18 protein-coding genes and 1 pseudogene are annotated in these 26,241 nt (G+C 49.1%); 14 read left to right on the top strand and 5 right to left on the bottom strand.

Features of this window, described 5'->3' with window-relative positions; translation table 11 throughout:
• Nucleotides 1–175 precede the first annotated feature (175 nt).
• From phhA to arsB, 14 genes are all read left to right on the top strand, one after another.
• Nucleotides 176–991: a phenylalanine 4-monooxygenase gene (gene phhA / locus AB1S50_RS12305; RefSeq protein ID WP_367151037.1), complete on the top strand. Its 816-nt coding sequence runs from the start codon at nt 176–178 to the stop codon at nt 989–991.
• 282 nt (nt 992–1,273) lie between these two features.
• Nucleotides 1,274–1,744, top strand: a complete 471-nt coding sequence (locus tag AB1S50_RS12300; RefSeq protein ID WP_367151036.1) for an Lrp/AsnC family transcriptional regulator — start codon at nt 1,274–1,276, stop codon at nt 1,742–1,744.
• Between the two features lie 88 nt (nt 1,745–1,832).
• Nucleotides 1,833–3,467: an aminotransferase class V-fold PLP-dependent enzyme gene (locus tag AB1S50_RS12295; RefSeq protein WP_367151035.1), complete on the top strand. Its 1,635-nt coding sequence runs from the start codon at nt 1,833–1,835 to the stop codon at nt 3,465–3,467.
• A 288-nt stretch (nt 3,468–3,755) separates the two neighbouring features.
• Entirely contained in the window at nt 3,756–4,925 is a 1,170-nt protein-coding gene (locus tag AB1S50_RS12290; RefSeq protein ID WP_367151034.1) for a cation:proton antiporter domain-containing protein, read from the top strand.
• Between the two features lie 363 nt (nt 4,926–5,288).
• The gene (locus AB1S50_RS12285) at nt 5,289–6,473 is read left to right on the top strand and encodes an acyl-CoA dehydrogenase (protein WP_367151033.1); all 1,185 of its coding nucleotides are present in this window, start codon (nt 5,289–5,291) and stop codon (nt 6,471–6,473) included.
• A gap of 65 nt (nt 6,474–6,538) precedes the next feature.
• Nucleotides 6,539–7,156 carry a trimeric intracellular cation channel family protein gene (locus tag AB1S50_RS12280; protein WP_367151032.1) on the top strand — a complete coding sequence of 206 codons (618 nt, stop codon included), beginning with the start codon at nt 6,539–6,541 and terminating at the stop codon, nt 7,154–7,156.
• Between the two features lie 31 nt (nt 7,157–7,187).
• Nucleotides 7,188–8,747, top strand: coding sequence for an alpha/beta fold hydrolase (locus AB1S50_RS12275; protein ID WP_367151031.1), 1,560 nt, complete (start codon nt 7,188–7,190; stop codon nt 8,745–8,747).
• Nucleotides 8,748–9,099: 352 nt separating this feature from the next.
• Entirely contained in the window at nt 9,100–9,534 is a 435-nt protein-coding gene (locus AB1S50_RS12270; protein ID WP_367151030.1) for a hypothetical protein, read from the top strand.
• A 429-nt stretch (nt 9,535–9,963) separates the two neighbouring features.
• Nucleotides 9,964–10,773: a GIN domain-containing protein gene (locus tag AB1S50_RS12265; RefSeq protein ID WP_367151029.1), complete on the top strand. Its 810-nt coding sequence runs from the start codon at nt 9,964–9,966 to the stop codon at nt 10,771–10,773.
• A gap of 779 nt (nt 10,774–11,552) precedes the next feature.
• On the top strand, nt 11,553–13,256 hold the full coding sequence (locus AB1S50_RS12260; protein WP_367151028.1) for a GC-type dockerin domain-anchored protein: 1,704 nt from the start codon (nt 11,553–11,555) through the stop codon (nt 13,254–13,256).
• Between the two features lie 318 nt (nt 13,257–13,574).
• The gene (locus AB1S50_RS12255) at nt 13,575–13,943 is read left to right on the top strand and encodes an ArsR/SmtB family transcription factor (RefSeq protein ID WP_367151027.1); all 369 of its coding nucleotides are present in this window, start codon (nt 13,575–13,577) and stop codon (nt 13,941–13,943) included.
• Nucleotides 13,944–13,954: 11 nt separating this feature from the next.
• Nucleotides 13,955–14,380 carry an ArsI/CadI family heavy metal resistance metalloenzyme gene (locus AB1S50_RS12250; protein WP_367151026.1) on the top strand — a complete coding sequence of 142 codons (426 nt, stop codon included), beginning with the start codon at nt 13,955–13,957 and terminating at the stop codon, nt 14,378–14,380.
• 44 nt (nt 14,381–14,424) lie between these two features.
• A complete protein-coding gene (locus tag AB1S50_RS12245; protein WP_367151025.1) occupies nt 14,425–14,835 on the top strand; it encodes an arsenate reductase ArsC in 411 nt (136 codons plus the stop codon).
• Nucleotides 14,836–14,855: 20 nt separating this feature from the next.
• Complete coding sequence (arsB, locus tag AB1S50_RS12240; protein WP_367151052.1) at nt 14,856–15,878, top strand: ACR3 family arsenite efflux transporter; 1,023 nt, start codon at nt 14,856–14,858, stop codon at nt 15,876–15,878.
• Between the two features lie 265 nt (nt 15,879–16,143).
• Here arsB and AB1S50_RS12235 read toward each other — a convergent pair whose 3' ends face one another.
• The 5 genes and pseudogenes from AB1S50_RS12235 to AB1S50_RS12215 all read right to left on the bottom strand — a co-directional run.
• Nucleotides 16,144–18,477 carry a S8 family peptidase gene (locus AB1S50_RS12235; RefSeq protein ID WP_367151024.1) on the bottom strand — a complete coding sequence of 778 codons (2,334 nt, stop codon included), beginning with the start codon at nt 18,475–18,477 and terminating at the stop codon, nt 16,144–16,146.
• A gap of 506 nt (nt 18,478–18,983) precedes the next feature.
• A complete protein-coding gene (locus tag AB1S50_RS12230; RefSeq protein WP_367151023.1) occupies nt 18,984–21,923 on the bottom strand; it encodes a TonB-dependent receptor plug domain-containing protein in 2,940 nt (979 codons plus the stop codon).
• A 459-nt stretch (nt 21,924–22,382) separates the two neighbouring features.
• Nucleotides 22,383–23,484 (bottom strand): annotated as a pseudogene (locus AB1S50_RS12225) (IS3 family transposase).
• A 278-nt stretch (nt 23,485–23,762) separates the two neighbouring features.
• The gene (locus AB1S50_RS12220) at nt 23,763–24,380 is read right to left on the bottom strand and encodes a sigma-70 family RNA polymerase sigma factor (RefSeq protein ID WP_367151022.1); all 618 of its coding nucleotides are present in this window, start codon (nt 24,378–24,380) and stop codon (nt 23,763–23,765) included.
• A 1,375-nt stretch (nt 24,381–25,755) separates the two neighbouring features.
• Nucleotides 25,756–26,241: FHA domain-containing protein (locus tag AB1S50_RS12215; protein ID WP_367151021.1), on the bottom strand; the 486-nt coding region annotated here is incomplete at its 5' end.

Genomic DNA, 26,241 nt, shown 5'->3' with positions numbered 1-26,241 from the left:
GTGATCTCTATTCTCATAAGCTGATGTAAACATATGTTTACAAAAAGTTTAACTTCGGCACCACCTGTCTGGCCAGTGCAGCGCCACTGAACTCCCCTTTGAATACGGACGACCTAAAAATACGGAGGTGAGAACAACATAAAAGAACCTGCACCGGACAGGAGGAGAGTGCTCAATGAACAAGAAACCGCAAAGTGGCGGCAAGAAAGCCAGTAAGTATGTAGCGCGGGAACCCTCGGCCGATGGCTTTATCGCCTACCCGGAGCTTGAGCATCAAACCTGGCAGCGCCTGATCGAGCGCCAACTGGAGGTTGTCTCCGGACGCGCCTGCGACGAATATATCCACGGCCTGGAGCTGCTGGATCTGCCCCGCGACCGCATTCCGCAACTGGACGACATCAGCGCTGTTCTGCACCGGGAGACCGGCTGGCAGGTGGCGCGGGTCCCGGCCCTGATCGGCTTCGAGACGTTTTTCTCCCTGCTGGCGGAGCGCAAATTTCCCGTGGCGACCTTTATCCGCTCGCCGGAAGAGTTCGACTACCTGCAGGAGCCGGATATCTTCCACGAGATTTTTGGCCACTGCGCCATGCTCACCAATCCCGCCTTCGCCAATTTCACGCAAAAATACGGACAGCTGGGCCTCAAAGCCACACCCAAGGAACGCGCCTATCTGGCCCGCCTGTACTGGTTTACGGTGGAATTCGGTCTGGTTCAAACATCCGATGGATTGAGGATCTACGGCGGCGGTATTCTTTCATCGCCCAAGGAGACCCTCTACGCGCTCAGCGACGAACCGGAACGCTTTCCCTTTGACGCCCTCACCGCACTCAGAACACCCTACCGCATCGATATAGTGCAACCCATCTATTACGTCCTCGGCAGCCTGCAGCAGTTGCAGGAGCTGACCGAGATAGACCTGATGAGCAGGGTGCAGCAGGCCATGGAACTCGGCCTATTCGAACCGCGTTTCCCGCCCAAAGACGCCGCTTGAGCCCCGCCTCGGAGCCGGCGACCACCGGCACCGGCACCGGCTCCGGCTCCAGGCTCCACGCTGCGGCCAGCACCCCCTGTGCCGGGAAGGAAATGCGGGCTACCAATAGCGCTTCCCTGAGATTATCGTTACAACGGTGACTGGAGAGAGAGTCCGGGAGTCCGCGACAACTCGGACGCTCCCGCCAGCCTTGACTTCACCGGGGTATATTTTGCCACTGAAGGCGTGAAACTCGACATTACAGGAAACATGGCCCCGCGGTTTAGGGAGCTTTGTAGAACAATGTCCTCAATAGACCGGATTGATCGACAACTTCTTGCCATATTGCAGGCAGATGTTAGCCTCTCCATCGAAGAGCTGGCCGAGCGGGTAGGTCTCACCAAGACGCCCTGCTGGCGCCGGGTACAGAAGTTGGAAAAAAGTGGCATTATTCGGCGCAAGGTGGCGCTGCTGAACGCAGAGATCCTGGGCCTGTCGGTATCTGTGTTCGCCCAGGTAAAAACCGGCGAACATACCCCGGAGTGGGCGGAACAGTTTGCCGCGCGAATGGCGGAACTGCCGGAGGTGGTGGATTGCCACCGGATGGCCGGTGATTACGACTATCTGCTGCGGGTGGTGGTCAGTGATATCGCCGCCTATGATCGCTTTTACAAAGAGCTGATCCGCCAGGTCGGCATCAGTGACATAGTGTCCAACTTCGCCTTGGAGCAGATCAAAAGCACAACGGAGCTGCCTATTCCCCCCGGCGACTGAGTGGAGCCAGCTCGATTACACACCCGCACAAAACAAGATAAATCCGAAGGCACGGAGTCACATCCGTGCCGTAGTATTCGAGGTAGTCATGGCCGACTGTGAAGCCCTTCTCGCACGTATCCGCTCCAATGTTATCGGCGAACGCCAGCCGCTCTCCACGCCTTTTGGCGTAAGGCCGCTGATTTACGCCGACTATACCGCTTCGGGCCGGAGTCTTTCCTTTATCGAAGACACCATCCGCACACAGGTTCTACCCTGGTACGCCAACACGCACACCGAAACCTCCGCCACCGGACGCAGAACCAACGGCTTTCGCGAGCAGGCGCGCGCCTCGGTGCGCCGATCCGTCAATGCGGACCAGGAATACGCGGTGATCTTCTGCGGCTCCGGCGCCACTGCAGGTGTCAACCGCCTGGTGGACAGCCTGGGTATGCGGCCCGCGCACTATGATCGCTTTGGTGCGGAAAACCCGCAGATCCCCGAGCAGCTGCGACCGGTGGTCTTTATCGGGCCCTACGAACACCATTCCAATGACCTGCCCTGGCGGGAGAGCATCGCCGACGTGGTTACCATCCCCCAGGATGAGCACGGCGCTGTGGACCTGGGCGCCCTGCGCGAGGCACTGCAGCGCTATCGGGAGCGGCCACTGCGGGTGGGCAGCTTTTCCGCCGCGTCCAACGTCACCGGCATACGCACTGATGTGGATGCGGTGACGCGACTGCTGCGCGAACACGGAGCCCTATCCTTCTGGGACTATGCCGCGGCCGGGCCCTATATCGCCATCGACGTGACCGGGGACGGCGACAGCACGCGCAAAGATGCCCTCTTCCTCTCCCCGCACAAATTTGTCGGAGGACCGGGTACACCGGGCATCCTGGTGGTACGCAAATCCCTGCTGCCACAGGAGTTTCCCGCCGTCACCGGCGGCGGTACCGTATCCTGGGTGGGGCCCGACAAGCACACCTACCTGCCCGCCGGGGAGCGGCGCGAGGAGGCGGGTACGCCCGCCATAGTGGAATCGATTCGTGCCGGCCTGGTTTTCGAACTCAAGGACATGGTCGGTGCCGAGGAAATTGAGGCCCGCGAGCGCCACTGGCTGCAGCGCGCCTTCGGGCGCTGGCGGGACAACCCCAACATCGAGATTCTCGGCGGTACGAAAATGCCCCGGGTGGGCATTGTCTCGCTGCATATCCTCAGGGATGGCCGGCCACTCCATCACGGTTTTGTGGTCGCACTGCTCAATGACCTGTTTGGCATACAGGTGCGCGGCGGCTGCTCCTGCGCCGGCCCCTACGGTCACTACCTGTTGCACCTGACACCGGAACAGAGTGAGTCGCTGGAAAAAGTGGTGAGTGCCGGGGAGAGTTTGCTGAAGCCCGGCTGGGTAAGGCTCAACTTCAACTATTTTCTGGATCAGGAAACTGCCGATTATCTGCTTGAAGCCGTGGAGCTGATTGCAGAGCTGGGCTACCGGTTGCTACCCTACTACCAATACGATGTGGTGGCCGGGGTATGGCGTTACCAGGGCCAGCCGGCAGAACCCACTTTGCGATTGCGTTTGGACGGCAGTGCCACCGCCGCCAGCGAAGGGGTAAAGGTGGAAACCGATTTAAAGAAATTTCTGCGACAGGCGAGGGAGACAATGCTGGAACCGGAAGGGGAAATCTGCCAGAAACCTATTCTGTCGCCACAGGCGGAAGACCTGCGCTGGTTTGATCTCTGAACAGGCCCTTCACCTGTACCGAGCCGCCACCAGTTGTGGCCCCGGTTTTCGTCAGGGCCACAGCGGTGCATAATGAAACCCGAGGTGGCGCCGGTTGAGAGTTCTCTGTCCCGTCGGCACCGGAGTGATGGCGGCCAGCCAGAGTGCTCAGCCCACTGTGGCGCTCCCCAGCCAGCACAGCTTGGACCGTTGATTTCAGTGGCCGGAGGCTGAGCCGGCGCTGCGTCCTAAGGCCGCTGAGTGGCCACGGCGGTATCAACCCTGGCTGCGCTAACACAAGGAAAGCCGGTGGCGGAAACCTCTCTCTTCCAGTCGTTTTTCCTCATTTTTAGCGGTGCCGCCGTGCTGGCCTCGCTGGCGCTATATGGGCGCCAGCCGCTGCTGGTAGCCTATATCGCACTGGGTGTTCTGCTGGGCCCCTCGGGCCTCTCCACCATCGACAATGTACGGCTGCTGGCGGAGATGTCGAATATCGGCATTATCTTCCTGCTGTTTCTCCTCGGCCTGGACATGCAGCCCCAGGCACTCATCTCCGTCATGCGCAAAGCCACCTTTGTAGGTATTGCCAGTTGCGCTGTTTTCCTGGCACTGGGGTTCACCATCGGTCAGCTGTTCGGCTTTAGCGGGACAGAGTCCTGGGTAATCGGTATGGCGATGATGTTTTCCAGCACCATCATCGGCATCAAACTGCTGCCCACCACAGTATTGCACCACAAGCATCTGGGGGAGCTGATGGTGGGGCTGCTACTGTTCCAGGATTTCGTCGCCATTGTCTGCCTGATGATCCTTCTTAGTGGCAACAGCAACCAACTGGACCTGCCACAACTGGCGCTGTCCTTCGCCGCACTACCTCTGCTGAGCCTGTTTGCCTGGGTGACGGTGAAATTCCTGCTGCTGCCCCTGTTGACCCGCTTTGACCGCTTTCACGAATACGTATTTCTGCTGGCGCTGGGCTGGTGCATGGGTTTGGCGGAGCTGGCGGAAATGAGTGGACTTTCACGGGAAATAGGCGCATTTATTGCGGGAATCACCTTGGCCACCAGCCGGATCTCGCAGTATATCGCGCTGAGCTTGAAGCCATTGCGGGACTTTTTCCTGATTCTGTTTTTCTTCAGCCTGGGAGCGCAGTTTCAACTATCCATGCTGGCCGAGATAGCTCTGCCTGCTGTTATCACCGCGGCCGCGGTGCTCGCTTTCAAACCGGTGGTATTTCGCTTCCTGCTGGGCAATCAGAGTGAACACAAGGTGCTGGCCTGGGATATCGGCTTCCGTCTCGGCCAGATCAGTGAGTTTTCCCTGCTGATCGCCTTTCTGGCTGCTAACCAGAACCTGATCGGTAGCGCCGCCTCGCACCTGATCCAGGCCACTGCCATACTGACCTTTCTGGCGTCCTCCTACATAGTGGTGCTGAATTTCCCCAACCCCATCGCTATCAGGGACGAACTGCGGCGCGACTGACCCCTATCTTTGCTTCCCTGCCCCAGGGCCTGTCTCAAGTAAACCATCGGCTTAGCTACAGCCCCCCTGTTCCGGAACGGCATCAGCTCTGGTTTCCGGCCGGAGCTGCCAGGATGGGAGCAGGCGCGATATTGCCCCACAGCACCGCGTTATCACCAGTCTGGGGGAGTGCCTTGGGGGCGGGACTCCGGTATCATGCGCCCGACACTGAATCCCTCGGCCTGTCGACTGTCACGCCAATCGGGAGGTCAACGGAGCTTCGCCGCAGCGGTCTCAGCGGCTGCTTTCCACCTCCCCGCCCGTGAACCAAGCGACGCCGGCCCGCTTCAAACCGACAAAGCAACGAATGAGACGAGAGAAGTAATGAGCAAACACCAGCCCCTCTCCCACTGGGACGATATACTGCTGCTGGACCGCCAGCTGAGCGACGAAGAGCGAATGGTTCGCGATACCGCCCGCGAATACTGCCAGTCGCAGCTGATGCCGCGTATTCTCGAGGCCAACCGCCACGAAGTGTTCGACCGCGAAATCATGCGGGAAATGGGCAGCCTGGGACTGCTGGGCTCGACCATCGAAGGTTATGGCTGCGCCGGCCTCAACTATGTTTCCTACGGACTCGTGGCCAGAGAAGTGGAGCGAGTGGACTCCGGCTACCGCTCTGCCATGAGCGTTCAGTCCAGCCTGGTGATGTACCCCATTGCGGCCTATGGCAGTGAGGCGCAAAAAGAAAAGTATCTGCCAAAACTGGCCAGTGGTGAATGGGTCGGCTGTTTTGGACTCACTGAGCCGGATGCCGGCTCAGATCCGGGCGGTATGAAAACCCGCGCGAAGAAAGTGGATGGCGGCTATCGCCTGTCCGGCTCCAAGATGTGGATCACCAACAGCCCCATCGCCGATGTGTTCGTGGTCTGGGCCAAGGACGACGAAGACGTGATTCGCGGCTTTGTGCTGGAACAGGGCATGGAGGGACTCAGCGCGCCGAAAATCGAGGGCAAATTCTCCTTGCGGGCCTCCATTACCGGTGAAATAGTGATGGACGGTGTCTTCGTTCCGGAAGAAAACAAGTTCCCCAACATCGGCGGCCTGCGCGGGCCCTTCGGCTGCCTGAACCGGGCCCGCTACGGAATCTCCTGGGGTGCGATGGGAGCCGCGGAGTACTGCTGGCACGCGGCGCGCCAATACGGTCTGGACCGCAAACAGTTCAATCGACCGCTGGCGCAGACCCAACTGTTCCAGAAAAAGCTCGCCGATATGCAGACAGAAATCGCCCTGGGCCTGCAGGGATCACTGCGCGTCGGTCGCCTCATGGATGAAGATACCAACTTCGACCCCACCATGATTTCCCTGGTAAAACGCAACAATTGCGGCAAGGCACTGGATATAGCCCGGGTGTCCCGGGACATGCACGGCGGCAACGGCGTCGCGGATGAATTCCATGTGATCCGCCACGTCATGAACCTCGAGGCCGTCAATACCTACGAAGGCACCCACGATGTCCACGCGCTGATTCTGGGTCGGGCCCAAACCGGACTGCAGGCCTTCTTCTGATTCATCCAACCACCATTGCCGCGGCCATTTCCGCCGCGGCAATGGCCGCCCTGTGAGCCCATAGAATGGAACAACTGCTGTACTGGTGTGAACTGTTCGGCATAGTGGTGTTCGCATTTACCGGCGTGCTGGCTGCAGGCCACAAAAAAATGGATTTGTTTGGCGCAGTGGTGCTCGCCTGCGTAACCGCCACCGGGGGCGGCACCGTCCGCGACCTGATCCTCAACGTCCCGGTGTTCTGGCTCCAGGCCAGTCACTACCTGTGGCTCGCCGCCGGCACCGGTATCGTCAGCTTTTATCTGATCCGATACCTGCGGGTTCCCATGCGCCTGCTGATGATCGCCGACGCCATGGGACTGGCGGTTTTTGTAGTGATCGGCACGCAAAAAGTGCTGGCCATGGGCCACTCGCCGGCGATCGCAATAGTGCTTGGGGTTGTCACCGGCACTTTTGGCGGCGTAACCCGCGACATACTGGCGGGCGACATCCCACTGCTGCTGCGAAGGGAAATATACGCTACTGCGGCTCTGAGCGGCTGTACCGTACTGGTACTGCTGCAAGCCGACGGCAAGATCCCCGGTGGAGTAGTGGTTGGAATATCCATGCTGGTCACTCTGGGGATCCGGCTGGCTGCATTGAAGTGGAACCTGTCCGCCCCTATTGCGCGCTTTGGCTCAGACTGAGTGCCCAGAATTCCTTTTCGGAGTCCAATCGATGGCCGTATCCAAAACCCTAACCGTCACTCCCCTGCTGCTGTGCGGCCTGTTGCTTTCCGCTTGCGAACCCCGGTCGAGTAACAAGGCGAATGCGGATACCACCCGACTAAAACCCACTGCCTGCTGGTTCGAAACTGAAAGCAACTGGCCTGTCACCCAGTGCTTTATGATGGAAGTGCCGGAAAACTATGCCAAACCGGCCGGTCGCAAAATCCAGTTTCCAGTAGTCCGCTTTCTCGCCTGGAAACGCGACCCGGACAAGCGGCCCCTGCTTCATCTGGGCGCCGGCGGCCCCGGGGCAAACCTGGGACTGGAACCCGAAAATGCCAGCGAATGGCTGTGGGCCAACTATGCGGAAATGACCGTCGACAGCGGCCGGGACCTGATTCTCATAGACCCCCGCGGCACCGGCATGGCGCGCCCGCGCCTGAGCTGCACCGAGTTTATCAACGACGCGGATACCGCTTTTCAACGGAACCTTACCCCGGAAGAGGAGACCCGGGTGTTCACCTTCAGCATGGAGCATTGCTACAACCGCCTGAGCGCAGAGGCGGACCTGGCCCAATACAACAGTGCCGTGGTTGCACGGGACGTGGAAGCGCTCCGCAAACAGCTGGGCGAGCCGCAGCTGAACCTCTACGGCGTCTCCTATGCTTCCCGTTACGCGCTCACCGTCGCCCGCGACTACCCCACATCCGTGCGGGCCATGGTGCTGAATAGCACTGTATTTCCCGACATCAACTACACCCAAAAACTCGCGCAGGACTCGGTGGATGCCTATGGCCGGGGGTTGGAATTCTGCCGGGCGGACAAACAATGCAATGAACGCTATCCGAATTTGCGCCGCCGGCTGGAGACCCTGGTACAAACGCTCGACGAGACGCCGATAACCATTCCCGTCAAGCGCCCCTACACCGGTGGTGACTACCCTTTCGTACTCTCCGGACAGCGCCTGCTGCGGGTATTGTTTCAGGCCCTCTACGACGAACGCTTTTACGGCAAATTACCAGCCGTTATCGAAGGGTTGGAAAAAGGGGAATCGGAAGAGGCCACCGGTGTCGTGACCACCTTTTTGGATATAATTTTCGATCCCTATTTTGGCGACGCCGCCGGGGTGAGCCACTTTTGCGTGGAAGAGGCCCCCTTTGTCGATTTCGATCAGGCCCGCGTCGATGCCGCGGATATCGGTATCCTGGGCGGGTCGGCCCGTCACGACCTGGAGCTGCTGCAGACACAGTGTCGTATCTGGGCCCTGCCCCCGGCACCACTGGCGGAGTCGCAAGCCATTGAAACACCGGTCCCCACACTGCTGATGCATGGTGGCCTGGACCCGGTTTTGGCCGCGGACGACGCGGACAAAGCCCGCCGCAAGCTGCCAAACCACCAGTGGCTGCTGTTTCCGCACCTGGCTCACGATGTGATCTCCGCCAGCAATTGTGCCGAAAATGCCGCCGCAAGGTTTCTGGAGGACCCCGCCACGGATCTGGCCGAGACAGTCACTCAGTGTCGTGCAGAGGAAATAACTGCTACTCTGCAAACTCCCATCTCAACCCAATAGACGTCTGTGGTTGCCCGTTATTTACTCCCGGTTCTCTGGTTAAGCCGCTACTGCGCAAGGGTGCAGACTATAATTTACCCTGACGGATCACAGCACTTAACGCCAGATTTTGAATTTTTAGGCGCCAGCATCAAAAAACAGATCCACTGGGGTAGACACTTTGGCTTATTGACAGGCTGCTGAAAAAGTAACTTTCAACCGGCCGCTACCCCAAGTAGCTATGTTCGGGTCGTAAATCAAGCGTGTAACTGCCTGATTTGCAATAGAGGGCTTGCAGGGGATATGCCCCGCGAACCCGGGTTGAGGAAGCCGGAAGGACTTTTGCAATAACCTGCTAAAGGGAAATCAGCTTATGCTTGACAAGCCGTCATTAATAATCCGCATAGCGGTGGGGAAAATCATTGGCTTTTTGTTTGGCCTCGCCGGTTTTATCTTTTTGCCATATTTTTATCCAGAAAGTGACTGGTTCCTGCGCTGGGGAATTTTATTTTGGTACACCACGCTAGGTGCCATTATTGGTGTCTTTGGGGTGGTTACCTATCACCCTGTATTAAGGCTACCCCTTCCATGGTGGTTCCGGGCGCCTTTAATAGGCGCCTGGATGAATTTTGTTTTGACCCTGTTTACTTTTAAGACCATGCAGGCCGCACTGATCTCCGCATTTGGTGATAAAGGGCTATTACATTCGCCCTTTTGGTTTATTGTTGAAGGCGCCATCGTTGGGCTGGTGATCGGATACTTTGCCACTCGGCTTGGAGGAGAGGGAAAAGCGACCATTAAGGAGTAACTTTTCCATCTCATACACAACTGGACTTAAATTAGCACAGGGCCTTTCCCGGTAGAATATTCCAGAGCCCGACGGTTCGCGAGCGTGTTACCACCAGAAGCAGAATTCCTGTTGTTGACCGCCACCCAGCCATTTAAAAATAAAAGTACGGTTAGGCAGTTTATCTAGTTTTTGAATCTATGGGTCGCAATACACCACCCTGACCCAGCTATTCCCGATACTTATAATAAAAGTCCATGCCAAGTGGGTTGAATAGGCGACATTCGACAATAATAGATACAACTTATAACGAAGCACAGGGGTGATCTCTGTCTGAGGAAGCAACACAAGAGACGCACCGGGTCCACGCTGGTTAATTATTAATCCCATGCATCCAGAAGCGGGTTTCGCAGCGTCAATAAGACAAAATAGAACAATTATGGGAGCGAAATGAAGATGATGACCCGAAAGCCTATGCAAACCGCCTTCGCACTGATGCTTACGCTCATCGCGAACACATGGGGTACAACTTCTTTGGCGGAAGACGAGACCATTAGGCCATTTCCTCTGGAAGGTTTTGATCGGGTAGATCTTAAAGGAAATTCCAATTTGAACCTCTTTCAAGGGGACAGCTTTGAGGTAATTGCGGTCGGCCCGGCCGCGGCATTAAAAGATATCAGAGCCCGGGTGCGCGGCGACACCCTCGAACTGGGAATGCAAACCAAACACCGGCACTCATCCCGCATGGCTGCCATTACAGATGAACAAGCAATCCATTTTAATGTGACATTGCCCGAAGTTTCAGCAATTCAAGTCAGTGGCTCCGGGAAAGCCCTGGCCGATACCATTGAAAGTAGTAAACTCGCGCTCAGGGTAACAGGTTCTGGCGAACTAACCGTAGCAAAGGTGGCCACCGACTCACTGTCAGCGAAGATCAGTGGTACAGGCAATCTGACTTTGGGCACCGTTCTGATGGTAACGGGAGAAGCCTCAATCACGGGAACCGGTGATCTGCACCTGGATAGCCTGGCGGGAGAGTCTTTGGCAGCACGGATCAAAGGCACCGGGGATATTTTGATCAATGGACGTGTCAGTAAACTCGCTGTCGGAATTATGGGCTCCGGGGACTTTATTGGCCGCAACCTGGTTTCAGATTCTGCTGTGGGCTCAACAGTAGGATCCGGCGAGATTATTCTGCGCCGCCCCAAGCAACAATCCTTTAGCTCCTGGGGTTCAGGAGACATAGTGCTGGTGGATTGAATCCAGGGTTGGCAGGCATGATAGCAGGCACACGGAGAATGTGCACAATCATGTATAGCTGTTCCCTATTCGCTGGTAATCGGCTAGTCGATTCAAAAATTCGGTCGTTAATCGTTCGGCGCAAACTTTCAGTTATGAGCCCGCATCCTCATAGACAAAGCGGGTATCCTGATCCAAATTCCTCCAATTATCGATTATGAAAAGATATCCGAATTTATACATCAAGGAATCTATTTAGGAATAATTGGATTTAGATTAATCATATCTGGAACGCATAATTCTCACGGCACCAAACTACCCTTCCCAACTACAGGTTTTAAAGAAGATTGATCAGACCTATACATCAACTATAGAGCCAGCTCCACTACGGCTACAGAGTAGCCCCAAATAAGAATAAGACCCTGGCAGCCCTTCAGAATATTACCGGTAAAACGCAAGTGATTACTTATACTTTTTTGTAATAAAATAAATTTTGCATACAGGCAGCAAGAGTGTCACAAAAATCAAACTTTTAATAAAGCACAAAATTACGTCTATATTTATTAGCCTAAATTTATACAATCTACAGCTCATTTTAAATTTTCAGATCAAATATGGGCGTAGTTGTGCATTCAGCACCTCACCCATAATTTGTACTTGTTTCAAAAACCAACAAGCAATATATTTATTTACACAATAAAACCAGAAAATGCAACTAATCAAAAAATATAATTTAGACATATCAATCGCATGAACTGAATAAACTATCTGTTTGATAAAAAAATCATTAGAGAGGCACTATGAAGACCTATGGTTATTGCTTATTGATGGCAATTGGCATTGTAATTTTTGAGGCGAATGCTCAACCTGTAATACCGGTTAAATTTGAGATTAATGGAGCAGCAGATATTCGTGCTGTTTTTGACCCCACCTTTACAGACCAACAGTTTGATGGCGCCAAGGGTCTTGCAACGGATGGGGATACTTTTGTGATTGGCCGAACAAACAAGATTGACTACAACACTGCACCAACTGGACAGGATCCGTTGATCCCTGGAGAGTTGCTAATTTATCGAAAAAATACTTCGGGTACTGGCCAGGAGTTTAATTTGGTAGCGCGACTGAATGATTCGGTAGTGGGAACATCTGGAGTTTCTCTGGTCGAACCTGATGACCAGTTTGGTTGGACAGTGGCAATCAATGGCAACACAATGGTAGTGGGATCCCCTTACTATCCGCATGTGAATGATGTGACAAGTAAAACCCCAGGGTTTGTACAGGACAATTTGGTCGGCTATGGCGACAAAGATGAGACAGGGGCTGTTTTTGTATACACGCGCCCAAAATCGGCTTCAAATGCTTGGACTTTAGATCAGGTGATATACGACAGGCAACCTGTAAATGGTGAGCGGTATGGGCACAATGTTTTTTTCCACGAAAATCGACTGCTGGTCAGTTCCCTGAGAAATTTTCGCCCTGGATATTCTGATCCGCGTCCGGCGCCGGGAGGGCCAATAGGAACTGGCCATTGCGAAAATATTAGCAGCTCGATTGAAGTCTATGAAATTTCCTCGCAAACCGGGAAATTTGAACTTTCGCAGACAATTGAATTACCCTTCCTTCCGCATGAAGCCAATTATGGCATCCCACCCAATGGTGATCCTGTGGACAGTGTGGGCGATTGCTCGCCTTTCCCCTCACTTGGATTTGAGGGAATCCCTCCGATTGATTCAAGGACTGGTATCGGATTCGATCTGGAGCGTGCAAGGGATTTTGCCGTAGATGGTCTCTGGTTGATAACGGTGGGTCAGCCGGGAATATTTGTGTATAAGTGGGATTCAATTACAGCAAAATATCACTTCTCTCAGGGGCTGAGGCTGAATCTTCCAAATGGGGCCAGTTCTGGAAATTCTGCAAGCACCTCGATTTCTGTATCTGATGGCGTCGCAGTAGTTGGTATTAAAAAATATACGCTACCTGGCCACAATGAGATTGGTGGGCTGGCAATGTATGAGTATGACCCCGCGTTAATGGAGTGGGAGCAAACAACTATATGGAATCGGCCTGACTTTTCTGGGAGCAAACTCGGTATGGGTGTTTCATTGTTCAAGGATACTGTTGTTGCCTACTCGCAGGGATCCAAAGTGGCGATTCTTCGCTATGATCGTTCAACAAATGAATTGTTGCATGCTGGGGATGTGCTTGGCGCTGGTTCTGGAAATCCTGCAAACAAGACCGCGCAATATGGTGATCTGTTTCTGCTCAGCGACAACATTTCCCGCATAAGCATCAGCCCTGGCATCAATACCAATATAGTCCGGGCAGTTTCGACCTGTCCGTATGACCTCAATAGCGATGGCGCTTTAAACTTCTATGATGTAAGTGCCTATATGGCTTTGCATCAGTCAGGAGATCCTCAAGCGGATTATGCCTATCCATACGGAACACTGGACAGTGATGATACGGATCATTTCCTGGCCTTATACAATTCGGGCTGTCCATGATGTGGACAGCGCTCTTCGCCTGGCACTCCGATACTTGAAGGTCCACTGGCATCAGACGCCCCTCCGGGGGCGCAACCTACCTCAAATGACGGACTCACCCCTGGTAGTTTTACCAACGACAGAAACTCCATTCCCAGATTGTGCACTTGAAGGCGACCCTTAGACCAGACTTCACAATTTATGACCAAATAAAATTTCCGGTCATAAATTTTCCAAAAGTTGCCTCTAAACTCGACCTACTAACGCGCTTTACAGATATTTAGGAAAATTATGTCGACTTATATTGACATAACAAAATTAGTCTATTAGTCTGGACATATGGACATACAAAATAGCATTCTCATATTCGACGCCCTCTCTCAGGAAACACGACTCAGAGCATTCCGTTTGCTTGTGCAAGCTGGTCCAGCAGGCCTGGCTGCAGGAGCACTGAGCAAAAAGCTGAACACTCCGCACAACACTATGTCCTTCCACTTAAATCACCTTTCCACTGCAGGCCTTATATCGTCACGCAAGGAAGGCCGGTCAGTGATTTATTCCGCAAATTACGATGCAATCCGGGACTTAATCGGATTTATAGTCAAAGACTGCTGCAACCTTGAAGTTGCCAGCATCCGCGAAGATAAGCGAAAAGGATGCTCAATTATTGAACTGGCCGGCTATTGCTGTGAACCACAAGCGAAGTAAAAGGTATGCCCATGAAACGTCTGCATATACATATCGGCGTAGAGAATCTTTGCAAGAGCATTAAATTCTATAGTGCCCTTTTCAACACTAAACCTGTAAAAGTTAAACCTGATTATGCCAAGTGGATGCTTGACGACCCTACCATTAACCTGGCAATTTCAACCCGGGTTAAAAAAGGGGTAAATCATCTAGGAATACAGGTCGACAACGGGTCCGAACTGGAGTCAGTACGGGAAAGGATAAAAGAAGCGGATATATCCTTGTTTAATGAGGGTGAAACCAACTGCTGCTACGCTCGCTCAGACAAGTCCTGGGTCATTGACCCTGCTGGAATTCCCTGGGAAGCCTATCAAACTTTGAAGGATATACAATATTTCTCGGCTTCCAGCGCTTCGGAATCAAAGGCCTGCTGTAATCAAGCACTCACGGCGCAGTAATATTTCTGTGATTCTTTATCAAAATCAATGAGCTATATCGATCTATGAAAAATGTGCTCGTTCTATGCACAGGCAACTCGTGCCGTTCGATTATAGCGGAAGCACTTTTCAACGTCCTTGCTGCAGGAAAATATTTCGCCAGAAGCGCCGGCAGTGAACCTGTCGAAAATGTACACCCAAAGTCTATAGAAATATTGAGACGTCACGGGATTAGTACAGAACTACTGCACAGCAAGTCCTGGGATGAACTTCGAGGCGTGCAGTTTGATGTGGTTATTTCCGTTTGTGAGCAAATTGACAATAAGCCCTGCCCTATATTTTTCGGCAAACACGAAAAACTGAATTGGAATACGCCTGACCCGGACAAAGTAGAAGGCACAACAAATGAGATCGATATTGCCTTTGAAAATACCTTCACCTCCCTCAAGGAAAAAATAGAAAGGGAGTTATTGTGAGCGGGCAGTCACAAGCGTCAATGGGCCCATTCGAACGATATCTGTCAATATGGGTTATTTTGTGTATATTATTGGGAGTCGTCCTCGGGTCAATTTTTCCAGGAATTTTCCAGACAATAGCCGCAATTGAATATGCCAATGTTAACCTCATAGTCGCAGTACTCATCTGGGTGATGATTTACCCTATGATGATTCAGATTGACTTTTTCTCGATTAAAGATATTGGCAAAAAGCCGAAAGTCTTATTCTTGACACTATTCATTAACTGGCTGGTGAAACCCTTTAGTATGGCGGCTTTAGGATGGCTGTTCTTTCGCGTCATCTTCTCTGACTTTGTCGATCCCCAGACTGCGACAGAGTATATCGCCGGTATGATTTTATTAGGAGTCGCTCCCTGTACTGCTATGGTATTTGTCTGGAGCCATCTAACCGAGGGGGATGCGAACTATACTTTAGTGCAGGTTTCTATAAACGATATCATACTGATTTTTGCATTTGCACCCATAGCAGGATTTCTTTTAGGCGTTACCGATATTGCAGTTCCGTGGAATACATTGATCCTGTCGGTTTTGCTTTACGTTGTAATCCCCCTGATTGGGGGAATTATTACCCGTAGTTTGTTGGATAGCCCAAACAACCATGTGCGGTTTCATCATTTTATTCATCGACTCAAACCTATTTCAGTTACTGGTCTTCTTGCTACTCTAATACTGCTTTTCGGATTGCAAGCAGATGCTATTTTATCACAGCCTGTAGTGATTGCTCTTATTGCCGTTCCTCTATTGATTCAAACTTACGGAATTTTTGCAATTAGCTATGGGGCTGCTAAATTAATGAATCTTCCTCACAACATTGCGGCCCCCGCTTGTATGATAGGGACTTCCAACTTCTTCGAACTTGCTGTGGCCGTGGCCATCGCACTTTTTGGTCTTAATTCAGGCGCAGCACTCGCGACAGTCGTAGGCGTTTTGGTAGAGGTGCCAGTTATGCTTACGCTAGTAGCTTTTTCCAATCGTACTCGTCATTGGTTTGATCAGAATTGATTTCGGCTATCTTTTTAGATAACCAGGAATTTTATAAACGCGGTTTCAAGCCAAGTGTCTTATTACTGCTCACCCTTGCATCGCGATATAAATCCTATAAAAAATATACAAAGGGGTCTATCTTCTATTTTTGCATAGCAATAGATAAATGGGAACTAAGTGAATTAGAAGTTTTTTCATTTATCTGATACAGGAAAATCGGGGCGGGCAATGAGCCCGCACTCTGTTGCGATAAAACAGGATACTCCTTACCTATTTGGCATACTCAAGGGTTTACCTGCACATCCAGGTCGACTCCGGAATAATCGCTGTAGCCATAAATGCCTAGATACCAGGTGCCTGATTCTGGATTGGCAATAGTGCAAACTTCGTAGTTCCTCGGATTGCGGGAATTGCAGTCAGAAATTGATAATGTGGGGGCATTCCCGTGGCGTAAGTAAAGATCTGAATCACCTGCACCGCCACTAAGCTGAACAGCCAAAGACGACTTACCGGTGCCAATTTGTAGTGTGTAATTAACAAAACTACCCTCGCTACCGTAAAGGTCGCCTTCACTGAAGTTTTCCGAGTAACTGGCGGTCAGGCTTAGTCCATTAAAGCTACTATAGGCGTGAACCAGTACGTAATAGGTCCCGGCCTGCACATTGGAAATGGAGCAGATTTCGTTACTGGTAGAAGAGTCTGATTTGCAGTCGCTATCCTGAATGGTCGGACTGGAACCAAACTTCACGTATAGATCAGCATCCCCGTTGTTGCCGGTGGTCTGAAACCGAAGATTGGAGGCGTTTGAGGGCACTTCCAGAGTGAAGAGCAGTTCTTCCTCAGCATTGGCAGACAGATTAGGCCTGGACACGCCATTTTCCAGTAGGCCATCATCCGAGTTCAACGGGGCTATATCGAAACTACCTGTCAATCTTAGCTCCGAAAAATTTCTGTAAGCACGTACTACGACATAGTAAGTCCCAGCTTGCGTATTGGCAATGGAACAAATTTCGTTACTCGTAGATGAAGTTGACTTGCAGTCATTATCCTGGGTGGTTGGACTCGAACCGAATTTTACATATAGATCTGCATCCCCATTGCTGCCGGTGGTTCTAAACTGGAGGTTGGAGGCGTTCGCAGGAACCTCCAAAGTAAATAGCAGCTCTTCCTCAACACTCGCAGACAGGTCGACTCTCGCCACACCATTTTCCAGTGAATTATCATTAGGAGTAACACCAACGGAGGCCGCATTTATCGCAGCTGAAGCGTCTACAATACCAGAACCGCACAGGCTGCAACTGCCAGGGAAGGGCCGCGTATTGTTAACCAAGGTTGACTCTACTTCGTCAGGAGTAATATCGGGATCAACCGCATATAGCAGAGCTGCGATACCGGCCACATGTGGCGTAGCCATACTCGTACCCTGATAGAAGGCGTAGCTTTCATTTCCCGGTTCCTGTGTCCCACTATTTAAAGTCGACAGTACGCCATTCCCGGCTATATTAGTTTCGCCACCGGGAGCTGCCACATCCACCGAGTTACCATAGTTAGAATAAACTGCGCGATTCCCTTCACGGTCCACTGCAGCAACTGTGACAACACCTGTGCAATTTGCCGGACTGGAGTCGGCCGCATCTTCGTTATCATTGCCAGCAGCCACTATGATCGTAGCTCCAAGACTCCTTGCCGTGTCGATAGCATCTTGAAAGGTACTGCCACAAGCACCCCCTCCGCCCAGACTTAGATTCAGTACCTGAGCTGGGTGGTCGTTGGCTGGCACTCCATTGACTGCCCCTCCAGCACTCCAGATAATTGCATCGGCGATATCAGAGACGGAACCACCGCAGCGGCCCAGTACTCGAACTGGTAAAATCTTGGCTTTGTAGGCGACCCCAGCCACGCCAATGCCATTATTAGTTACCGCAGCGATAGTCCCAGCCACATGGGTGCCATGCCAACTGCTATTTCTGCTTGCTGGATCCGTAGGGCAGGTTAATGGCGGTTGCCAATCACCGTTGTCGTGAGCATCATTATCACGACCGTCACCGTCCTGAGCGGTATCGGGATCAGAGATCATATCGTATCCAAGTAGCATGTTGCTAGTTAAGTCCGAATGATCGGTGAAGCCCGTATCGATTACCGCCACAACAGAGCCCTCGCCCTGAGTGACATCCCAGGCAGCATGCAGATTTATACCAGCGATAGACTCGAAATAATGCCACTGTTCACTATATCTTGGGTCATTGGGCATTGACATGTGATACATCCTACGATCCATTTCCGCGTACTCTACACTTGGGTCCTGATTTAGACGATCGAGTGTAGCCGTAATTTCCGACTCATCTTGCCCACTGGAGAGCTGATATAGCTGTGCTCCAATCGCTAAACTACGTAAATATTTGAGGTCATTGCCGGCCATTTGTGATACAGTCAACTCCGTTGCCTTGACCGTACTGTCGGCTGATACCATTGCTTGAGTGTCCTTGAACTTGATGATAATGCGATTGTTAATCGCTTCTGTCGCATTAGAAGCAATGGAAACACTCGTAAAAAAAATGGCTATGAGGATCGATATAATCTGACGTAAATTTTTTCTAAAAAGTATATCAATTGTCATGATATAAATACTCCAACTCTCTGCCTGCATTAGGCTTAATGGTTTTTCCCGTGCTATTCTCTGATCTCCATAAGATCAATACCCTTTGACCAAGGATTCTTTAATAAACATAGTATTATTGACATAGAAGAATTTCTAATACGGAGTATTGAATTCCGTAATCTGAAAAATTACTCATTCCACACGGTTGGAAAGCTATAACAAACTGGATAGTTAATTACAGCCTAATAAAATATTCTAAATTTAAATTATGTTCACATAAATAAAGTGGAAACTCAGTAACGTCAAATTTCTAGAAAATTTTAGTTTATCAAGTATTTTGTATTTTAAATTCTACCTCTCTCTTGTGCATAATAGCGTCAACAAAGCACTAGCAATCCTCAGTCCATAAAATGGCAGTGGGAACTGTTATATCAAGCATACTATCGTCTCGATTCTAGTGTAATATTTACGAATATGTACCGCAAACCTAGCTAGAAAATTACTCAAGGAATTGTATTAATCCGTTAAAGGGAATAATTAACTCCCAGATAGAAACTACGACCAAGTGTAGTGTATATACCAGAACCGCCACCAACGCCGGACAGCCCTACAGGAGGCGCGACATTTTCTAGGTTATTTATACCAGAATAGATTTCTAATTTTCCAAAATTGTAACGAGCCTGTAAATCGTTATAATTAACCGATCCGGTTCTATAAGGGCTTTGTAGATCTGTTCGATCACCCAAATCGATTAGTGACATATCATCAAGATAGCGGCTACGCCAGTTTAATAGCATGCCACCACGGCGATAGGTGAGATTAGTAGTCAAATTGTGAATTGGATCTCCCAATTCTCCAGCAATTTCATCTGGGTCGTTCGGATCATCCTCAAACGGATAGTCATTGCGTTCCAGTAATTTAGTGCCGATAAGACTGAATTTGAATGTACCCCAATCATTGGTGGTATTACCTAGCAAGCTGGAGAAGTCCAGGTCATAATTTACCTGATAGTCAACTCCCCTGGCAGTCAGTCGGGCAATATTCAAAGCCGTTGAGGTAATGGAAATAAGCTCACCACTGGTATCCCGTGGTACCAGCGGACAAAATACATTGTCAATGTTGGCACTATCTACACAGCGATCGAGGAGGTTTTGTCCGGAAACTGCAGAGATGGCGTCGGTAATTTCGATATCCCAATAGTCCACAGTCACCGTCAAATCTGGCGCAAACTGTGGATTGAAAACCAAGCCATAAGTGTAGCTTTTAGCAGTTTCCTCCTGCAACTTGGGATTTCCGCCGCTAAAACCCGTGACGGTGGAGTCATCAACTACAGAATTAAAACCTTCCGGTACACCTAAAGCGCGACAATTAGTTGTCCTCTGCGCGGGATCCTGGCCATTGTCCAAGTTCTCTCTACTACAAGGGTCGTCCACTGGGAAAAAGTTTTGTCCCAAAGGGTCGAACAATTCACTGATATTCGGCGCCCGCACGGATTCTGATGTGGTAGCGCGCAATCGTATATCCGGTGCCATTATCCAATACAAGGAGGCTCCCCAGGTCGTGGTATTGCCTACCGTGCTGTAGTCGGATAATCGCGCGGAGCTGTCAAGGGTTAAGTCATCTATTCCCGGGAGTCCAGCCAACAATGGAATAGAAAACTCTATATAAACCTCGGAGACATCATATTCTCCTCTGGAAGCGGCAAGTGCATTAAGAAAAGTTTCTCCATCCTTGATAACTTGATCATAATCAACCGAAGAAGTCTCTTTACGATACTCCAATCCAAAAGCTGTCGACACGCCGCCAGCAGGCAAGTGGAGCAGATCACCATTTGTACTGGCCGAAAGTGTTTTTTGGGTCATAGATTCATAGGAACTAGTATTTTGCAGCATAAAATAATTAGTGACGCCCTCATTATTGAGCTGGTAACCAAACAAATTGATCGGTTGGCAGCCCTTGGCACGAGCTGAGGTACTGCGACAGACTATCTCACCGCTTGCATGATCTAGAACTGCATCTACTGCATCGAAAAACCTAGAATTGTGGCGGTTGTTAAGGAAATCAACTTGTCCCTGATATTTACCATATACTGCGGAAACCTCGTAGCTCCAGTTATTGGTAAATTCACCATTCATACCCGTGACATAGCGTTGTATTTTGCGATCTGCTAAATCACCACGTAGTCCTAAATCACTGTGAAAACGATTGTAAGAAAAACTATCCAAACCATTATCTTTCAGCAAACGACTCAATTGTGAAGGCAAATAAGCATTGTCCGAGGAGATTTCCAAGTCACCAAAAAAATCGAACGTAGGTTGACCAAAACTCTCCGCCTTTGTCTGGCTGTACTTTGCTTCCGCAAATAAGCGTACACCATTACTCAGGTCAAAGTGCCCCTTGGCAAAGATATTGTTAGACTCCAATTCCGGATAGAGCTGGGTGGAACTGGCGAAATTCAGTCCATCGCCGCCGATGGAAGTCGTATCGCCTGGCGGAAACATACCAGAATCAAAGGTGATAAACTGACCATCATCAGTAAAGCTGTAGGGACCACCGGGAAGACCTAATAGCGAAATAAAGTCAGCGGGAAACCCAAGCGCTCTGGAAACCTGGTCCTCACCCCAGATAACGCCATTTTCGCTTAATAGGTTATTAGTAGTATTAAATACCAATAGCTCATCGGGAATACCATCGTTGGGACCCGTGTTTTCGACGTTTAGCTGATAGCCTGGAGCATCGACAATCCAAGGCCGATCTCTACCAAAAACCTGACTGGTTTCCGAGCGCTGAGCACTGACTGCAAAGTTACCACGCCCTTCGAACAGGTTGGAACCCCAAGTCACACTCAACTCGGTTGCCTCACCACCACTTCTTTCCGGCTCCATCCGGTGAAGATTTACTTTCATTCCCTCGAAGTCATCCCGAGTGATAAAATTGACTACACCGGTTACTGCGTCGGCACCATAGACTGCGGACTGCCCCCCCGTGACGGTATCTACCCTCAACAAAAGATCTTCGGGAATGGTATTGATATCCACAGCCGAGGTGCCGATAGCAGAGCTGATATGGCGACGCCCATCCTGTAATACCAGGGTACGAGCCGTTCCCAAACCCCGTAGGTCCAGTAAATTTAAGCCAACAGTGCCGATAAAACGACCAGAATTGCTATTAGAAAAAGTTGATCGAAAAGCAGGCAATTCATTCAAAAAGTCACCCAGATTAATATTGCCGGTCAACTTGATATCATCCGCTCGGATTGTATTAATCGGACTGGCGCTCTCTATATTCCCTCGCTTGATACGGCTGCCTGTTACGTAGACTTCTTCCAGAGCTCCAGCTTTTATCTCTGTAGTCTGCTCTGGTATTGACACGTTTTCCTGCTGTAGGGTTTGTGCGACCAGTGAAGGATTAACAAAATTAACAGCTGTAGCGATCGTGATCGAAAGCCTTTTTTTAGTAAACATGTCTTATTCTCTATTAATAACTTTTACAACCTTAAAGTACTAATTAATAGAAAGTCATGCAAAGCTAAAACAAGACATAGATCACAAAACAAAAATTTTCTGGTTTGCATTTAATAAATTAAGCCATTGAAGAAAATCGAGGTGAGTAGAACTTGCTTTTTGGGCTAGAAATAACCTTTATTTGAGGAAATGAATAAAGTCTAAGAAATAAATATTTCTATATGTAATTCCTATGTATATGCATATAATATACTGGTAATTGATTCATACCTCAACATAATCATCTATTTTTCCTTTAACTGCATTAACCCAATTCGATGTCCACTTTTGAAATGTAGTATTTAGAAACAGGTAATGAACACTTCAGTGCCTTGGCGAAACTTAAGCATACTAATGGTTTGGCAACTCGGCCTGCCCCCATTTGATTGGTCTCTCAACCATAAATCGTAAGCTTCCCTGTCAAGTGGACAACTCAAAACTAGAGCTTTCTGCTCGTTGGTAAAACTCGGCGGGTGTGAGCCCATCGAGCGAATCGTGATCACGCTCTTCGTTGTATTCCAGCTGCCAGTTCCATGTCACCTCCCTTGCCTGGCGGAGGTTTTCGAACAGGTGCGCATCTAAGACCTCGGTTCGGTAGCTGCGATTGAACCATTCGATGAATGCATTCTGGTTCAGTTTGCCCGGCTCGATGTAATCGATGAGAATGCCATGCTCCCGACACCAGTCGGTAAATACCTGTCCAAGAAATTCCGGGCCGTTGTCTGTTCTCAGCATGTCCGGCAACCCGCGTTCTTCCTTGAGCTGTTCGAAGACTCTGACTAGCCGCGCACTGGGCAGTGACGTATCAATTTCAATGGCCAGACATTCTCGGTTAAACTCATCAACGATGTTGAAGGTGCGGAATCTTGGGCCTCGATAAACTGCATCACTCATGAAGTCGGCGGACCAGACCTGATTAGGCTGCTGGGGTGCAACCAACAGTTGAGGCTTCCTCACCGGTAGCCGCTTCTTGGTGCGACGACGCCTATTGAGCTTAAATTCCCGGTATATACGCCCAACGCGTTTGTGGTTGGCGGTACAACCTTGGCGCCGCAACCGGTCGAACAGCTTCCAGAAACCGAGCCCCGGACATTGCTCCGCCAGCTTTAACAGAGGCTCGATCACGTCCCGATCTCGTTCATACCAGTCCACCAACGGCTGATACAGGGCCGATCGCGATAGCCCAATACAGCGGGCGGCTTTGCGTTTGGATAGCCCGTGCGCCTTAACCAAGTGCGCTACGGCATCACGCTTCTCGATCGGCTTCAGAGCTTTTTTTCGATCAGATCCCGCATGGCTTCCGCTTCCATGGCCTTGTCGACGTACATACGCTTCAGCCTGGCATTTTCTGCCTCCAGCTTCCGGATACGCTTTAGTTGCGACACATCCAGACCACCGAATTTTGTCTTCCACGCATAGTAGGTGGGGGAGCTGATACTGTAAGCTCCTTCACCTTCATCCCCGCCTCGGCCTCCTTGAGGATCGAGACAATCTGGTTGTCCGAGTACTGTGATTTCTTCATGCCGGCCTCCTGACCATAGTTTGTCAGAATGCGCTAAGTTTGACACTGTCTACTTATAGGGGAAGCTTACGGTCGTCCGCGAGTATATTTTTCGAAACTATGTCCAAGCCGGAGACCGTTTTAAAAAATAGGAGTTTTACTTGGCAGCCTGAGATGTAAAGTATTGCCCTCGATAAAGACCTGGAACTAGGTACCTTCGAGTAGCCAGCTCTAAAAATAATTAATTTAGTTAGCTTCAGGCAAGATTCATATAATTGCCATTCCTCTATTTTTTATCGTTAAATAAACCATTTGCTTTCTAGGTACTTACGTAAACGCAACTTGGCCCGATGTAGAATAACATTCAAGTTGTTCAAAGTGATGTCCGCCGCGGCGCAGATCTCCCAATTCTCTAGCTCAATAAATTCCCGCATCATAAATACCATAGCCTGACGTTCAGGTAGACGATTAAGACAGATCCCGAAGACAGTCCAAAAATCCCTATTGCTAGCAACGGTTTGTGGATCTTGCCATCTTGGTGGGCATACCTCAATTTGCCAGTGGTCCTGCTGATCAAATGGCTCATTGATCTCGTCATCCTCTAAATCAACACTTCGTAGGCTATCGAAAGCGATATAATGGCCTCGTTGGTTTAGCAAGCTAGTAATCTTACTTTTTAGGATTGGAAATATCCGGGCCTTTAGGGCAACATAGTCATCAAAGAAAAGCGTAGCCTCCAATACGGTCATAAAAGCCTCCTGTACTGCATCCTCAGCTAGGTCTGAGTCCACTAAGTCTAAGGTGGCAAAATACAGCATTTGCTCTCTCAGTTTTACCAATTCCACGAAATCTATGGACGGAGCAGAGTTGACATTATATCTGCCATCACTATTCCCTAGAATAGCATCGAGTTTCATGGTTCTCTCCTACATCAGATGGCTAGCCTGTCTTCCAAAATCAATTATCTCTTGAGAGCGAAGCCAAAATATCTAACAAGTCAAATGACCTAGTTGTCGTCCAAATCCAATTCCATTTTGGTATGAAGAGAGGACTCATCCTTATCCAAGTCAATTTCTAAACACGGATCTAACAACGACCAGTAAGTTTTTACAGTTCATTAGATAAATACAGAATCTCTCCTCTAAGTCAGAACAATGGGAATTCCTTTTTCTCATTCTTTTATACAAAAAAAAGTGAAAAATTTAGCGCTGTGATCGCAATTAAAAGAAGTATCGATCTGTGCATAGGCGATAAAAATTACGGCATAATAAATCAGTAACTGTTAATAAATAATACAATCCATAAAAATATTGTCCGGAGCATTTAGGTAAACAAAAATAATAAAGTGACACATACTTTATTGCATAAAAATTTTTATTCATTCTCAAATTTAAATGTATATACATCAGAAACTGTCTATTAATTATAGAAGAACTTTCGTAAAGAAGTGTCTCGAAATGCAAAAATAAAAAAATATTTCAGTGTAAGTTTTCATGAAATAGAAAAATATATTGCTTGTCAGCCACTATTCAAACTATTATTTTTATGTAGAATAATTCGAATTTATGAAGTATGGTCGGATACTCGTGCTATCATCAGCATGTATTGAATTTACGTGCGATACATTTTTGTTGATGCCATGAAATTTTCAATAGATTTCTGAGATAGAATGTGTAACAATGGATCGGAAAAAATGTAAATATTTCCAAATCTATTAAAATATGTTTGAAAAGAATTTATGCAAATTTAAACATCCATAAATGTTAAATTTTTATGCCTTATTTTAAATAAGAAAAGTTTAATCAAAAATAGTCATTGCTATAAATTAAAGATGCTATAAACGTAGTAAATAAACTGGCACTAAAACTAAATTGATTTATTTGAACTTCGACTGGTTAGAGTGAAAAATCTCTACTTATTTATGATATAATCTAGGATTAATTCAAAAAATACAGTGGGCATTTAGATTTGTAATAAAGCTCGCCGTGAAAAATTACAAAAAGCTCAGCACTAAACAGTATTCTTTTTTTGAAGTTTCATTAAAACCATTTTTGTATAAAATAAAGACACGAAGCTCACCAAACTATATTTAAAATATAATCAGATTAAGTTTATCTGTGATTGATAAACATGAGCTTAATATAAAATTAATACGTAATTATGGAATAGAGTAAATTTCATTGTATTTTGATCGGATTATTTTAAACCTCAAACAAATGGTATAATTCTCTACCCATATTCTCATTTCAAGTATTGTATATGAGTAGAGAATTACACATACTCATTTAATTATTAAATTCCATTATTAACAGGTTCAATGATCCTACACTCACAGACCCTTTTAGTTTCTACATTAGTTCCTGTGATTTCGGAATCTTGGTGTAACTCAATATTTTTTGCAAAGAGGCAGCCCTTAAATATTTTTCCATTTCCAAGAACCACTTTAGCGTAAGGCGCATATAATTTTCCAGTAAAATTTCCGTTAATAGACAGATCTCCCATTTGGGTAGTGCTATCTGACGGGTTGCCGTGGTTAGTATAAACCGTCAGTGAATTAGTAAAATGGCGCGTCGATATTCTATCACCCCAACGAAATTCTTTGTCAACCAGTAAGGTATGTTTGACACTGTTGTCTTCTAGGGAACCTCTGAAAAACTGCTCCAGTCTGGCATAATTTACCCCATTTCCAACATACACAGATTCAATCATGAGCCAACTGACCTTCGCCGAAGCCGAATACACTATCAAGAAACGCAAAACACGGCGCGAACTGTTCCT

Source organism: Microbulbifer discodermiae (assembly GCF_040742695.1).
Lineage (GTDB): Bacteria > Pseudomonadota > Gammaproteobacteria > Pseudomonadales > Cellvibrionaceae > Microbulbifer.
Note: the sequence above shows the minus strand (reverse complement) of the source record. Positions and strands in the feature narration are given on the sequence as shown.